12 protein-coding genes and 1 riboswitch are annotated in these 15049 nt (G+C 42.1%); of the genes, 4 read left to right on the top strand and 8 right to left on the bottom strand.

The window, feature by feature from the left end:
* Positions 1-53: 53 nt before the first annotated feature.
* The 4 genes from spx to uvrA all read right to left on the bottom strand — a co-directional run bounded on the left by spx (position 54) and on the right by uvrA (position 7639).
* Positions 54-452, bottom strand: a complete 399-nt coding sequence (spx, locus tag HW271_RS00545) for a transcriptional regulator Spx (protein WP_000591164.1) — start codon at positions 450-452, stop codon at positions 54-56.
* Between the two features lie 135 nt (positions 453-587).
* Positions 588-3248 (bottom strand): magnesium-translocating P-type ATPase, encoded by a 2661-nt coding sequence (gene mgtA, locus HW271_RS00540; protein ID WP_178894454.1) that lies wholly within the window; start codon positions 3246-3248, stop codon positions 588-590.
* Positions 3249-3546: 298 nt separating this feature from the next.
* Positions 3547-3700: riboswitch (M-box (ykoK) riboswitch) on the bottom strand.
* A 53-nt stretch (positions 3701-3753) separates the two neighbouring features.
* A complete protein-coding gene (locus tag HW271_RS00535; RefSeq protein ID WP_178894453.1) occupies positions 3754-4815 on the bottom strand; it encodes a Xaa-Pro peptidase family protein in 1062 nt (353 codons plus the stop codon).
* Positions 4808-7639 carry an excinuclease ABC subunit UvrA gene (gene uvrA, locus HW271_RS00530; protein WP_178894452.1) on the bottom strand — a complete coding sequence of 944 codons (2832 nt, stop codon included), beginning with the start codon at positions 7637-7639 and terminating at the stop codon, positions 4808-4810. The genes HW271_RS00535 and uvrA overlap by 8 nt, the downstream gene beginning before the upstream one ends.
* Positions 7640-7781: 142 nt before the next feature.
* Here uvrA and HW271_RS00525 point away from each other — a divergent pair, with 142 nt between their 5' ends.
* From HW271_RS00525 to HW271_RS00510, 4 genes are all read left to right on the top strand, one after another.
* Positions 7782-8726 (top strand): magnesium transporter CorA family protein, encoded by a 945-nt coding sequence (locus HW271_RS00525; protein ID WP_004250490.1) that lies wholly within the window; start codon positions 7782-7784, stop codon positions 8724-8726.
* 12 nt (positions 8727-8738) lie between these two features.
* Complete coding sequence (locus tag HW271_RS00520) at positions 8739-9413, top strand: DUF1129 domain-containing protein (RefSeq protein ID WP_006146142.1); 675 nt, start codon at positions 8739-8741, stop codon at positions 9411-9413.
* A gap of 199 nt (positions 9414-9612) precedes the next feature.
* Positions 9613-9876 carry a SemiSWEET family transporter gene (locus HW271_RS00515; protein WP_004250486.1) on the top strand — a complete coding sequence of 88 codons (264 nt, stop codon included), beginning with the start codon at positions 9613-9615 and terminating at the stop codon, positions 9874-9876.
* 149 nt (positions 9877-10025) lie between these two features.
* Positions 10026-11063: a S66 peptidase family protein gene (locus HW271_RS00510; protein ID WP_178894451.1), complete on the top strand. Its 1038-nt coding sequence runs from the start codon at positions 10026-10028 to the stop codon at positions 11061-11063.
* 44 nt (positions 11064-11107) lie between these two features.
* Here HW271_RS00510 and HW271_RS00505 read toward each other — a convergent pair whose 3' ends face one another.
* The 4 genes from HW271_RS00505 to mutL form a co-directional block, all read right to left on the bottom strand.
* Positions 11108-11782 carry a CPBP family intramembrane glutamic endopeptidase gene (locus tag HW271_RS00505; RefSeq protein WP_049508952.1) on the bottom strand — a complete coding sequence of 225 codons (675 nt, stop codon included), beginning with the start codon at positions 11780-11782 and terminating at the stop codon, positions 11108-11110.
* Between the two features lies 1 nt (position 11783).
* Positions 11784-12344: a DNA-3-methyladenine glycosylase I gene (locus HW271_RS00500; RefSeq protein ID WP_178894450.1), complete on the bottom strand. Its 561-nt coding sequence runs from the start codon at positions 12342-12344 to the stop codon at positions 11784-11786.
* Between the two features lie 9 nt (positions 12345-12353).
* Complete coding sequence (ruvA, locus tag HW271_RS00495) at positions 12354-12947, bottom strand: Holliday junction branch migration protein RuvA (protein ID WP_006149208.1); 594 nt, start codon at positions 12945-12947, stop codon at positions 12354-12356.
* A gap of 119 nt (positions 12948-13066) precedes the next feature.
* Entirely contained in the window at positions 13067-15016 is a 1950-nt protein-coding gene (mutL, locus tag HW271_RS00490; RefSeq protein ID WP_178894449.1) for a DNA mismatch repair endonuclease MutL, read from the bottom strand.
* Positions 15017-15049: the final 33 nt, after the last annotated feature.

Raw genomic sequence — 15049 nt, 5'->3', positions numbered from 1 at the left:
TTTCCTTATTTATCTATCAAATAAGGCTAGGAGTCACTCCCAGCCTTTATGTTTTATAGTGCTGCACGTAAACGTGCTTCTGCATTTTCTACATTGCGGACAGAGCGTGGCAAGAAGGCACGAATGTCATCTTCTTTATAGCCAACTTGTAAACGTTTCTCGTCAACAAGAATTGGACTTTTTAGGATGCGTGGTGTTTCCATGATTAAATTAAGCACTTCATTGACACTCAAATCTTCAATATCAACTCCAAGAGCTTTAGCGTAGCGATTCTTTGATGATACAATGCTCGCAATTCCATTATCTGTTTTTGTTAGAATATCTAATAATTCTTCTCGCGAAATTCCTTCTTTTCCAAGGTTTTGTTCTTTATAACTTAACTGGTGGGCATTGAGCCAGGTTTTAGCTTTTTTACAGCTAGTACAACTTGAGACTGTATATATTTTGATCATGTACCTACCCCTTTCGCTACATGTTACTATCAGTTTATTCTATTATACCATAAAAAACATCCGACTTGCGACCTATTTTAAAAAAAATTTAACTTTTTCGCCAGTTTTCTAACTTTTTTCTTGACAAAAACCGAACTATAACCATTCTTTGTACTTCCTAATGTAAAATTTCTTAATAACTGTGACACTAAACATGTACAAGAAAATAATACAGGTTAGGAACAAGAAATAAGGAAGTCCTAATGGAGCTAAACGAAGAATATTTACTAGCGGTCCATAAGGCAGACTAGTTACGAAAATTGCGGCAACCAAGGTTGTCAAGATTACAAGCCAAGCTGGTCTGCTTTGTACAAAAGGAACTTTTGCCGTACGAAGCATATGGATAACCATGGTTTGAGACCACATAGATTCGATGAACCATCCTGTTTGGAACAAGATAATAAACTGAAGGGCAGATTCTGACCCATGAACATAATGATAGCCTGTCACCAAAGGAACAATAATAAAGTAGAGGAAAATAAAGGTCAAAATGTCAAAGATAGATGAGATTGGACCCATCCAAACCATAAATCGCGTAATGGATTTTGCTTCCCATGTATGGGGTTGTTTTAGGAAGTCTTGATCCACGTTATCAAACGGCAATGCCACACAAGATAAATCGTAGACTAGGTTTAGGACAATGAGATGAACAGGAGCCATTGGTAAAAATGGCAAGAAAATACTTGCAACCAATAGTGAGAAGATATTCCCAAAGTTTGAACTAACTGTCATCTTAATATATTTGGTCATGTTGGCGTAGACCTTCCGGCCTTCAACGATACCTGTTTCAAGAACCATGAGATCCTTGTCTAGCAAAATAACATCAGCTGTTTCCTTTGCGATATCTACTGCTGTATCAACGGAAATTCCAACATCTGCCACCTTCATAGACGGGGCATCATTAATACCGTCACCCATATAACCAACGGCATGACCATTTTTCTTCAATTGTAGAATAATTCGAGCTTTTTGGTCAGGAGACAATTTGGCAAAGACTGTTACACTTTCAACCGCTTCTGCCAATTTTTGGTCTGTCATTTGGTCGATATCAGCTCCTAAAAGCATCTGCTCAACATCCAAACCAACCTTTTCACAGATGGCTTGGGTTACTTTTTCATTATCTCCAGTTAAAATTTTTGTTCTGACACCATGTTCAAGCAAAGCTTGAATAGCTGGTGCTGCAGATGGTTTTGGTGGATCCAAGAAGGCAAGATAACCCGTAAGGATCATATCACTTTCATCAGTCACAGCATAGGCATAATCTTCACGTAGACCTGATTTGTAGCCAACACCTAAGACACGCAAGCCTTGACGGTTTAATTGACCAACTTCTGCCAGTACTTCTTGGCGAATATCTTCGGTAATAGGGATTATTTCTCCACGATATTCCACATGTGTCGAAATGTTCAACATTTCTTCTAAAGCGCCTTTGGTCACCATACTAACAACATTGCTATCATCTTTGACGATAACACTCATGCGTCTACGTTCAAAATCAAATGGTAGTTCGTCGATTTTTTGGAAGCTAGTGTCTAGATTTTGTAGGATAACATGTTCCTTGGCTTCTTTTTCAGTTCTACTGATGATGGCACGGTCCATCAAGTTTTTCAAACCTGTTTGAAAATGTGAATTTAGATAAGCTCTTCTTAAGACTGCCATATCCAAATCGCCATGGATATCCAATGGGTATTCTAAGACAATCTCATCTTGCGTAAGAGTTCCAGTTTTATCCGTACATAGGATATCGATTGCTCCTAAGTCCTGGATAGCATTGAGTTTTTTGATGACTACCTTTTCCTTGGCCATGATAATGGAACCTTTGGCCAAGCTGGCTGTAATAATCATCGGAAGCATTTCTGGTGTAAGTCCGACACCAACACTCAAGGCAAATACTCCAGCCTCTAGCCAGTCTCCATCGGTCAAACCATTTGCGAGAAACACGATTGGAACCATGACAAGCATCAAACGGATCAAGAGCCATGAAATGCTGTTCATTTCACGTTCAAAAGAAGTTGGTTCATCGTAGGTGTTGAGAGTCTGTTCAATAGCTCCCATCATGGTGTCATCCCCAACTGCTAGAACCATAGCTGTAGCACTTCCTGAGATAACGTTTGTCCCCATGAATGCCAAAGATTCTTCTTCTAAAAGGCTATCTACATTTTGGCTAGTCGCTTTATTTAAAGCAAGTTTTTCGACTGCATCACTTTCTCCAGTCAAACCTGACTGTTGAACGAAAAAGTCGCGGGATTCGAACAAGATAACATCTGCTGGAATCATATCTCCCGCACTCAATTTCACGAGATCTCCTACAACCAACTCATCGATGGGTAACTCTTGTTCAAGACCATCACGAATAACAGTTGCTGTGTTGACAATCATTTTTGAAAGATTGGTTGTTGCCTTGTCGCTCCGCAATTCTTGGACAAAACGGATACCTCCTGAAATCAAAACCAAGACAACGATAATGATAGAAGTCGTTGGATCTTCTTGACCAGGTTTTGCAAGCCAGACGTTTGTAACGAGAGAGATAAAGGCAATTACCAGCAAAATAATTGTGAAAGGATTGATAATGGACTCATAAATCTTTTTAAAGATGGAATCCTCTTGACCCTTAGTGATGGTGTTTTCACCATATAGGTCACGGTTTTCTTCAACTTGTTCTTGGTCTAAGCCTTTTAGACTTGTATGGTAAAAAGCTAGGCTTTCTGTAAATGGAGTTTGAATAGCTGCTGCTAATCTTTCTTTTGTAGTTTTCATTGGTTTCTCCTATCTGTATGAATAGTGATTTCATACTCAATGGAAATCAAAGAGCAAACTAGGAAACTAGCCACAGGCTGTACTTGAGTACGGCAAGGCGACGTTGACGTGGTTTGAATTTGATTTTCGAAGAGTATCATACACAGAGACCAATCACTTTATAGGGACAGAACGACACAAATCAGCGATTGGCTGTGTATGTGCGGTTCTGGATGATCGTCAATTTGCATCGTTTTTCTCCTTTCATTGTTTTAAAACAGCAGATAGTCCTGCCATAAAATGGCAGGACTAAAAAACTGATTATCTGTTTTCGTTCAAGCTTTAACTCCATAGGGCGATGTAATGAGCTTAGTCTTGACCTTCGCGACCAGGACTGTTGACCAACGAGTAGTGTCTCCACTGCTTTGCGGTAGTCATCCGTATCCCTATGGTAGCCTCACCTACCGTTTTCGCCTTTCAGTATAAACCTTTAACTAGTAAAAGTCAACGATTTATCTCATTTTTCTTAGATTACGATTAATTCTTTTGGAGCAAGGGTTAATAACTCACAACCTGTATCTGTAATCAAGATATCATCTTCGATACGAACCCCGTATTTACCTTCAATATAAATACCAGGTTCATCAGTCAAGACCATACCAGTTTTGATAACTTCTTTGGAAGTTTGGCTAAAGTAAGGTTCTTCGTGGATATCAAGTCCAATACCGTGCCCGATACCGTGAGTAAAGTATTCTCCATAGCCTGCTTCAACAATAATATCACGAGGGATTTTATCAAAATCACGGAAACCTAAGCCAGCCTTAGCTTGGTCAATCAGAGCTTGGTTAGCCTTCAAAACAGTATTGTAAATTTCTGCTTGTTCGTCGCTGACATGACCTAGGTAGATGGTACGTGTCATATCACTGACATAGTGGTCATAAAGACACCCAAAGTCCATAGTGATTGCTTCGCCTAGTTCTACTGGCTTGTGCATTGGGTGGGCATGGGGTTTAGAAGAGTTGATCCCACTAGCTAGAATCGTATCAAAAGACAAACCAGCAGCGCCTAATTCACGCATACGGAAGTCGAGGAAGTTGGCAATTTCAATTTCTGTCTTACCTGGCTTGATAAAGTCAAGGGCATCGTGGAAAGCTTGGTCTGAGATGGAACAAGCCTTACGAATAGTCGCAATTTCTGTCTCATCCTTAATCATACGAAGGGCTTCAACAAACTGTGTCTGTGGAACTAGTTCTAAACCTTCAAAAGCGGTTTGCATGCGATGGTAATAAGAAACTGAAATCTCATCTTCAAATCCGATACGAGAAAGGCCCATATCTTTTGTAATCTTTACGATAGTAGCTAACTCATCACGCTCTGCAAAAATCTCAAAACCAGTAACTTCTTGCTTGGCAGCGATAATATAGCGGGCATCTGTCACCAAGACCTGACGATCACGACTGATGAAGACCGTTCCATTTGAACCCCAAAATCCTGTCAAATAGTAGACATTTTTAAGGTTATTGATAATGATCCCATCTAGTTCTTTTTCTTGCATTTTATCTAAAAATGCTTGCACACGTTTATTCATGATGTAACTTTCCTTTCAAATACTGTCCTGTATAGCTAGCTTCATTGGCAGCTACTTCCTCTGGTGTTCCTGTTGCGATAATAGTACCACCGCCAACACCACCTTCTGGTCCTAGGTCGATAATATGGTCTGCTGTTTTGATCACATCTAGATTGTGCTCAATGACAAGAACTGTATTTCCATCATCGACAAAGCGGGACAAAACGGTGAGTAGACGAGCGATATCCTCAGTATGCAAACCAGTTGTCGGTTCATCTAGAATGTAGAAGGATTTACCGGTCGAGCGTTTATGGAGCTCACTAGCCAGCTTCATACGCTGCGCTTCTCCACCAGAAAGAGTTGTGGCAGGTTGTCCCAAGGTCACATAACCTAGACCTACATCCTTGATGGTCTGGAGTTTACGTTGAATTTTTGGAATGTGTTTGAAAAATTCCACCGCATCGTTGACAGTCATATCCAAGACTTGCGAGATATTCTTTTCCTTGTAGTGAACTTCTAGGGTCTCACTATTATAACGGGTTCCGTGGCAGACTTCACAAGCTACGTATACGTCTGGCAAGAAGTGCATCTCAATCTTGATAATCCCGTCACCTGAGCAGGCCTCACAGCGACCGCCCTTGACATTAAAACTAAAACGACCCTTCTTATAGCCACGAATCTTGGCTTCATTTGTCTGAGCGAAGAGGTCTCGAATGTCATCAAAGACACCTGTATAGGTTGCAGGATTGGACCTTGGTGTTCTTCCAATAGGACTCTGGTCAATATCAATCAGACGATCGATATGCTCAATTCCTGTAATCGCCTTAAACTTTCCAGGCTTGTCTGAATTGCGATTGAGATTTTGAGCAATGGCTTTTTTGAGAATGCTGTTAATAAGTGTCGACTTCCCTGAGCCAGAGACACCTGTCACCGCAATGAATTTCCCTAGCGGGAAGCGAGCGGTGATATTTTGTAGGTTGTTTTCACGCGCACCTGTCACTTCGATAAAGCGACCGTTCCCAACGCGGCGTTCTGACGGCACTGGAATCGCACGTTTTCCTGATAGATACTGTCCTGTAATGGATTTACTGTTGCGAGCCACCTGCTTAGGCGTTCCTGCTGCTACAATCTCTCCACCAAAGACCCCTGCACCAGGACCAACGTCAATCAGATAATCAGCCTCTCGCATGGTGTCTTCATCGTGTTCTACCACGATCAAGGTGTTCCCCAAATCACGCATCTTTTTCAGACTGGCAATCAGACGGTCATTGTCCCTTTGGTGAAGACCGATAGACGGCTCATCTAAGATATAGAGGACTCCTGAGAGATTGGAACCAATCTGGGTTGCCAAGCGAATACGTTGACTCTCCCCACCTGATAAGGTTCCTGCCGAACGAGAAAGGGTCAGATAGTTGAGACCGACATTATTGAGGAAGGTCAAGCGGTCCTTTATTTCCTTAAGAATCGGACGAGCAATGATGGCTTCATTTTTTGATAGGCTCAACTGATCAATAGCCTCCAAATGGTCTGCGATGGAGAGGTCTGAAATTTCTCCGATATTAGGTCCTTCCTCTCCTCCTACACGAACGGATAAGGCCTGATCATTGAGGCGATAACCGTGACAAGTGCCACAAGTTAGCTCATTCATATAAAGACGCATCTGTGTGCGGGTGTAGTCGCTATTGGTTTCATGGTAACGTCGCTTAATATTCCCTATAACACCTTCAAAAGGAATGTCGATATCACGAACTCCGCCGAATTCATTTTCATAGTGGAAATGGAACTCTTTACCATCTGAACCATAGAAAATGAGATTCTTATCCTCCTCTGACAAGGCTTCAAAAGGAGTATCCATGTCCACTCCGAAGGCTGTCATAGCTTGTTCTAGCATATTTGGATAATAGTTAGAAGAGATAGGGTTCCAAGGTGCTAAGGCTCCCTCACGAAGGGTCTTGCTAGCATCTGGTACGACTAAGTCCGTATCAACCTCTAGCTTGATCCCCAAACCATCACACTCACTACAAGAACCAAACGGAGCATTGAAGGAGAAGAGACGAGGTTCTAGTTCCGGAACTGTAAAGCCACAAACTGGACAAGCGTAGTGTTCTGAAAAGAGTAACTCCGAATCATCCATAGTATCAATAACTACATAACCTTCAGCGATACGGAGGGCTGCTTCGATCGAATCAAAGAGACGACTACGGATACCTTCTTTAATGATAATACGGTCTACCACCACATCGATGGTATGTTGTTTATTCTTTTCAAGTTCAGGAACTTCGGTCACATCATAGACAAGGCCATCGACACGGACACGGACGTAACCATCCTTTTGAATCTTTTCAATCAGAGTCTTATGTTGCCCTTTTTTCTTACGAATAACAGGAGCCAAAATCTGCAGACGCTGGCGCTCTGGCAATTCCAAGACCTTGTCGACAATCTGCTCTACAGACGAAGCCTTGATACCCCCATGTCCATTGATACAGTAGGGTGTTCCTACACGAGCATAGAGGAGACGTAGATAGTCGTTGATTTCCGTTGTTGTCCCAACCGTTGAGCGAGGGTTTTTACTAGTCGTTTTCTGGTCAATAGAAATGGCAGGGCTGAGACCATCGATAGAATCCACATCTGGTTTTTCCATATTGCCCAAAAACTGACGAGCATAGGCTGACAAACTCTCTACATAGCGGCGTTGCCCCTCTGCATAAAGGGTATCAAAGGCAAGACTGGACTTGCCCGAACCCGACAGCCCCGTCACCACAACTAGCTTGTCACGTGGAATTTCCACGTCAATATTTTTTAAATTATGGGCGCGTGCCCCATGGATGACAATCTTATCTTGCATGTTACTTCTTTCTAGTCCATTGTTGCTTTCCATTATACCAAAAAAAGTGAAATTCTATTACCAAAAAAGCCGATTTTGTAGTATAATAGTACGGTGCTAAAAATCACTTAAACACAGAATAGATTAGGAAAGGATAGGAGATATGAAACAAGTCTTTCTCTCAACAACAACTGAATTTAAAGAGATCGATACGCTCCAGCCGGGCACTTGGATCAATCTCGTCAATCCTACCCAGAGCGAATCGATGGAAATTGCTTCTGCTTTTGATATTGATATCGCTGACCTCCGTGCACCACTCGATGCCGAAGAAATGTCTCGTATCACGATTGAAGATGAATACACTCTGATTATCGTAGATGTTCCCATTACCGAGGAAAGAAATAACCGAACCTACTATGTGACCATTCCCTTGGGGATTATCATCACAGAGGAGGCTATCATTACCACTTGTTTGGAGCCTCTCCCACTTCTAGATGTCTTTATCAATCGGAGACTTCGGAATTTCTATACCTTTATGCGTTCTCGCTTTATCTTCCAGATACTATATCGCAATGCGGAGATTTACCTAACTGCCCTCCGTTCAATCGAACGTAAGAGTGAGCAAATCGAAACTCAACTTCACAAGTCTACTCGAAATGAAGAGTTGATTGAACTCATGGAGTTGGAAAAGACTATCGTCTACTTCAAGGCCTCTCTCAAGACAAACGAGCGCGTGATTAAAAAATTGACCAGCGCAACTAGCAATATCAAGAAATACCTTGAAGATGAAGACTTACTCGAAGATACCTTGATTGAAACGCAACAGGCCATCGAGATGGCGGATATCTATGGAAACGTCCTTCACTCTATGACAGAGACCTTTGCCTCTATCATTTCAAACAACCAGAACAATATCATGAAAACCTTGGCCCTCGTGACCATCGTTATGTCTATCCCGACTATGATTTTCTCAGCTTACGGAATGAACTTTAAGGATAATGAAATTCCTTTAAACGGAGAACCGCACGCTTTCTGGCTCATCGTTTTTATCGCCTTCGCTATGAGTGTTTCTCTCACTCTTTACCTCATCCATAAAAAATGGTTCTAAACAGGAGTTATTATGTCACAGATTGATTTAAAAGAATTAACCAAGAAAAACCAAGAATTTATCCACATTGCAACCCAACAATTTCTCAAGGACGGAAAGACAGATGCTGAAATCAAGGCTATCCTTGAAGAAGTGATTCCTCATATCCTTGAGGAGCAACCAAAGGGAGTGACTGCTCGTTCTATCTACGGAGCACCAACTCACTGGGCTCACAGCTTTAGTGAAAAAGAGCAATACGAAAAAGAACATCCAAAGGAAAATGACGATCCAAAATTGATGATGTTGGATTCAGCCCTTTTCATCACAGGATTATTTGCAGTGGTTAGCGCCTTGATGAGCTTCTTCTCAAACCAACCCGTAGCCTACGGATTGGTAACACTTATCAGTGTAGGGGCCTTTGGTGGAGTTGCCTTTTACCTGCTCTATCACTTCATCTACCGCTACTACGGACCAGATACTGACCGTAGCCAACGCCCACCATTCTGGAAATCACTTTTGGTCATGCTAGCAACCATGTTTGCCTGGGTCTTCATCCTCTTCTTGAGTAACTTCCTTCCACAAGCCATCAATATCAGCTTACCTCCTCTTGTTTTATTGGTTATCGGAGGAGCTCTCCTTGCCCTACGTTTCTACCTCAAAAAACGTTTCAACATCAAGAGCGCAAGTGCTGGACCTGCTAGATATTAAGATAAACAATAAAAGTAGTGTGTTTTACAGACAGACTACTTTTATTATGGCTCCAAAGCTTTTTTTATTCTCCAAAGAAAAGTAGCTACATTTTCTAAAAACGTTCTAATGTAAAGTCTTTCCTTAGAATCCCGAGGTTTTGTCCTTGAATCCAAGTTGTTTTTCTGTTATACTAATAAAGTAATAAGGAGAAATATATATGACTAAACAGAGAATTAATCAAATTGTCGGTTCAATTGGTGCCTTTATCGGGATTATTGTATTTATAGCCTACATCCCCCAAATTTTTGCCAATTTACAAGGAAATAAAGCTCAACCATTCCAACCTTTATCAGCAGCAGTCTCTTGCTTAATCTGGGTCATTTATGGATGGACAAAAGAGCCTAAGAAAGACTGGATTCTAATCATTCCAAACTCGGCTGGGGTTATCCTTGGCGGACTGACCTTCCTTACTGCTCTATAAGAATGCAACTACTATAAAAAGCAACCACATCGAGCGGTTGCTTTTTTACTACTTTCTTGATCTAAAAGCCTTCTTCTGACTCTAATTCTTGTTGTTTTCCCTCATCTTTTGTGATACAATAGCATCAATTTTTTCTAGGAGGATAATATATGACTTCTACTATTGGTATTATAAGTTTATCTAGTGGGATTATCGGAGAAGACTTTGTCAAACACGAAATGGACTTGGGTGTCCAACGTCTCAAGGGCCTCGGACTCAATCCTATCTTTTTACCCCATTCGCTAAAAGGCTTAGACTTTATCAAAGAACATCCTGAAGCTCGTGCGGAGGATTTGATGCAGGCATTTTCTGATGAAAGCATCGACATGATCTTATGCGCCATCGGTGGAGACGATACCTATCGTTTATTGCCTTATCTTTTTGAAAATGACCAACTACAAAAGGTTATCAAACAAAAAATTTTTCTTGGCTTCTCGGATACAACTATGAACCACCTCATGTTGCATAAACTAGGAATCAAGACTTTTTATGGTCAATCCTTTTTAGCAGACATTTGTGAGTTAGACAAAGAAATGTTGCCATACAGCCTCCACTACTTCAAAGAATTGATTGAGACGGGAAGAATCTCGGAAATTCGACCTAGTGACGTTTGGTATGAGGAAAGAACTGACTTCAGTCCCAAAGCTTTGGGAATACCTCGTGTCAGCCATGCAAATACAGGTTTTGACTTGCTACAAGGAACTGCCCAGTTCGAGGGAAAAATCCTCGGTGGTTGCCTCGAATCCCTCTACGATATCTTTGACAACTCTCGATATGTAGACAGTACAGAACTCTGCCAAAAGTACAGACTCTTCCCTGACTTATCCGACTGGAAAGGAAAAATCCTCTTGCTAGAAACAAGTGAAGAAAAGCCTGAACCTGATGATTTCAAAAAAATGTTGCAGGCTTTAAAAGAAACTGGGATATTTGAAGTCATCAGTGGACTCTTGGTCGGAAAACCTATGGATGAAACTTTCTATGACGACTATAAAGAGGCACTATTGGATATCATTGACAGCAATACCCCGATTGTCTATAATCTAAACGTTGGTCATGCCACACCAAGAGCAATTGTTCCCTTTGGAGTCCACGCGTATGTAGACGCAACGGATCAAGTCATTCGCTTTGACTATAACAAAGAAAGCTGAGATGAATTTCTCAGCTTTTTTCAGTATCGTTACTAGCATTTTCATCACATACTACCGATAGCTAAAATGATCAAGGCTAGGCTATTGCCTAACATGTGAACAAGTAGGGGATAGTAGATATTCTCCTTTTCTTTCACATAAATAATAGAAAAAGCAAGACCCCCACCTAGGTATCCGACTGCACCGACCCACTCTGATAAAGACAAACTGTGCATATGAGTAAGCGCAAAGGCAAGGCCGACCAAAAAGACACTCAGCCAAGTTGGCAGACTTTTCCTTAAATATCTCAATAAAATTTGACGGAAAAAGAGCTCTTCCACTAAAGGGCCTATGACACAGGCAAAAACCGCTATCAGTAGTGGTTGTTCTTTAAAGGCAGTTTGTATATTAGCCTCGTTTAGTCCCTGTCCGCTTAATCCCAACATCTGTCTCAACATTTCCGATAGGAGCCCAAAGAGAATGGTTAAAATGAAAAGCAAGGCCCAGCCTTTTAAAACCCCAAAGATAAATTTCCTTTTAGAAGTTCTAACCTCTTCCCACTTTGGGAGCAATAGTGACTTAAATAAGAAGCAACCATACACAAACATGATGGTATAGACTAAATAAGTCCCTGCAGAAGAAGGCAATGGAGAATCAAATACTCGTATACCATCAAACACAAAAAGAATTGTATAGAGGAGCCCAAAAATCAGAACTCCCTTATTTTTATTAGACTTCATTTCACTTTCCCTTCCATTCACAATCATTCTCATGGTCATCAACCAAACCGGCAGCCTGTAGAAATGACAAAGCTGCAACAGGACCCGTAAACTTAAAGCCTCGTTTTTTGAGATCTTTGGATAATTTCTCAGATAGAGCTGTTTTGGCAGGCGCCTGTCTGTAGTCCGGGACATCATTGACGATGGTTTGTCCATTTACAAAAGACCAAAGATAAGTATCAAAGGTACCAAATTCTACCTGAACTTGTAGAAAGGCCTGAGCGTTGGCCCGCGTCGCAAATATCTTGGCACGATTGCGGATGATGGCTGGATTATCCATCAAAGCTTCCAATTCTTCATCCGACATCTCTGCGACCGCTTGAATTTGGTAACCATGAAAAGCTTTTCGGAAGGCTTGGCGTTTATTGAGCACCGTTTCCCAAGAAAGACCAGCCTGATAGGTCTCCATACAGAGCAACTCAAAAAGGGCCTGGTCGTCATGGAGAGGTCGCCCCCATTCCTCATCGTGGTAGGCTACATACAGAGGGTTGTTCATTTTAACCCAGCCACAGCGTTTTGGCATAGAAATCTCCTATTTCACCAACATCTTAAGGGCAGATTTGATGTAGTTTTCAGCTGTATCAGAAGTTCCTTCAAAGAATTTCTTGATTTTCTTGAGCTCAGTCGCCTTGTAGCCCAGTGCCAACATGGCTTCCATAGCTTCTTCCAATTCTTGGTTGTCACTGCTAGATGGAGCTGCAGTCTTAGCAGGGAGATCATCACCTGCCACAACCACCTTACCTTCTAGATCCAATACCATCTGTTGGGCTGTTTTCTTTCCGATTTTAGGGAATTTAGTCAAGTAAGTGATATTCTTAGTCTCAATCGCTTGAACAAGTCCTGCATTGTCATCCGCTGCGATAATAGCCAGAGCTGATACAGGACCAATGCCTGATACAGAAATCAAACTGAGAAAGAGTTTTTTCTCGTCTTCCGAACGGAAACCGTAAAGGAGATGAGCATCTTCGCGAACGACTTGATGCACATAGATTTGCGCTTCTTGATTGACTTGTCCTGAGTAGGCATAGGGGTTGGCCACGTGCAGGATGTAGCCAATGCCGTTTGCTTCTAGGACGATGTATTTAGCAGTAATTTTGGTAATGATACCTTTTAGATATTCGTACATAATTTTCCCTTCAATTTATACTCAATGAAAATCAAATCTAAACTAGGAAGCTAACCCTAGGCATAACTTGAGTTAGGCAAGGTAAGGCTGACGCAGTTTAAAGAGATTTTCGAAGAGTATTAGTATTTGCCTAGTTCTCGTAGGCTGGTATGATTTTCCTGAATGCGACGGAACATCTTTTCCATGTCTGACTTGGTAAAATGGACCAAAACAGGACGTCCGTGCGGACAGTTGTATGGGTTGTCACATTGAGAGAGCTGATAGAGAAGCTGTCTGGCTGAGTGGTCATCGATACGATGATTGGCTTTGATTGAGCGTTTGCAGGACATCATAATGGCCAACTCTGCTCGGTATTTCTTGATCGAAACTTCCTTGGTCAAAAGGAGCATATCACACATCTCATAGATTCCAGACTCGATTTCCTCCTCTGCCATCCAAATAGGATGTTCGCGTAGGATGAATTGATTTTCCCCGTACTCTGCTAGAAAGACGCCGACTTCCTCTAAGAGAGGCATTCTTTCCTTGAGACGAAGGACATCATCCGCCGGAAATTCAAAGATATAGGGCACAAGGAGTTGCTGTTGGCTCTGGTCAACATTGCCGATACTCTCGCGGTACTCCTCGTACTTAACCCGCTCCTGAGCTGCATGCTGGTCTATGATGTAGAGTCCATCTCGACCTTGGGCAAAGAGGTAGGTCCCGTGCATTTGCCCGAAAAATTCCAACTCTGGGAAGCTCGAAGACTCTTCGCGCTCCAACTTATCATAAGCCTTATCCAAACTAGCTAGATCTAACTCTGGATGGTCCAGTTGGTCATAGCTAGCAGGTTTTCTCTCTGCAAAATGCAGTTTGGCTGGTTTAGTCAGCTGATCCAAGGCTTCCTTAGCAAAGAGGTTCAAATCCTGCTTCTCTTCAGTCAGGCTTACCTGATGGTCTGCCACCTCAGCTTGTGTCGGTCTAGTGAGTTCCGTTTTTTCATAGTAGAGCGTATTTTCTCTCAGTGGCAAAGTCGTTTGCTCAACTTTTTCACGATTGCGAACGGTAGATTTTGCAAGATTTTCCAAAGCATCTGGAATCAAGGTCTGTTCCTTGAGACTCTTTGCGATAGCTTCGGAAACCAGCGCCATCAGCTCTCTTTCCTTGGAAATCCGCACCTCTTGCTTTGTTGGATGCACATTGACATCTGCCAGATAAGGATCGATTTGAATGTGAATAACGGCTAGCGGAAAACGCCCCACCATGAGCTTGCTACCATAACCATCTAAAATAGCACGATTGAGCAAGAAGTTTTTGATATAACGGCCATTGATAAAAAGACTAATATAGTTACGATTAGCACGTGTCAATTCAGGCAATGAGACAAAACCTGAAATTTCAAAGTCTAGGTCAGAATTCTCAATTTCAACCATCTTTTTGGCACTAGCCAGACCATAGATTCCAGCAATGGCTTGGCGCAGTTGACCCGTCCCAGCTGTCCGTGTCATCTCCTTGCCATCGCTAATCAGGTTAAAGGAAATCTCAGGGTGGGCCAAGCCTAGACGGTTAACGATATCGATGATATGAGATAACTCTGCCTGCTGGCTCTTCATATACTTGAGACGAGCTGGTGTGTTGAAAAAGAGATCCTCCACACAAACCTTGGTCCCAACAGGACTGGTCGCAGGGATGATTTCTTCAACTTCTCCCCCACGAGCAACTAACTTGGTCCCATGACTTGCGCCATCCACCGCTGTCAAAAGAGTCAGCACACTAACAGATGCGATAGAAGGCAAAGCTTCACCACGAAAACCAAGAGTCCGAATCCGAAAGAGATCCGCTTGATTCTTAATCTTACTGGTCGCATGACGACGCAGAGCCAACTCGACTTCATCGTGGGCAATCCCGTGACCATTATCGGTAATTTGGATTTTCTTAAGACCAGCTTCCTCAATCTCAACGATAATCTGGCTTGAGCCAGCGTCGATAGCATTTTCAACCAATTCTTTAACCACGCTGGCAGGACGTTCGATCACTTCTCCTGCTGCAATCTGGTTGGCCAAGACTTCTGGCAATTCAATAATATGAGACATCTTTCAGCCCCTTTCTTAACTATTTTTATCTAT

The organism is Streptococcus sp. oral taxon 061, from assembly GCF_013394695.1.
In the GTDB taxonomy this organism is placed as follows: Bacteria; Bacillota; Bacilli; order Lactobacillales; family Streptococcaceae; genus Streptococcus.
The sequence above is the reverse complement of the archived record's forward strand: the minus strand, read 5'-3'. Positions and strand labels throughout refer to the sequence as shown.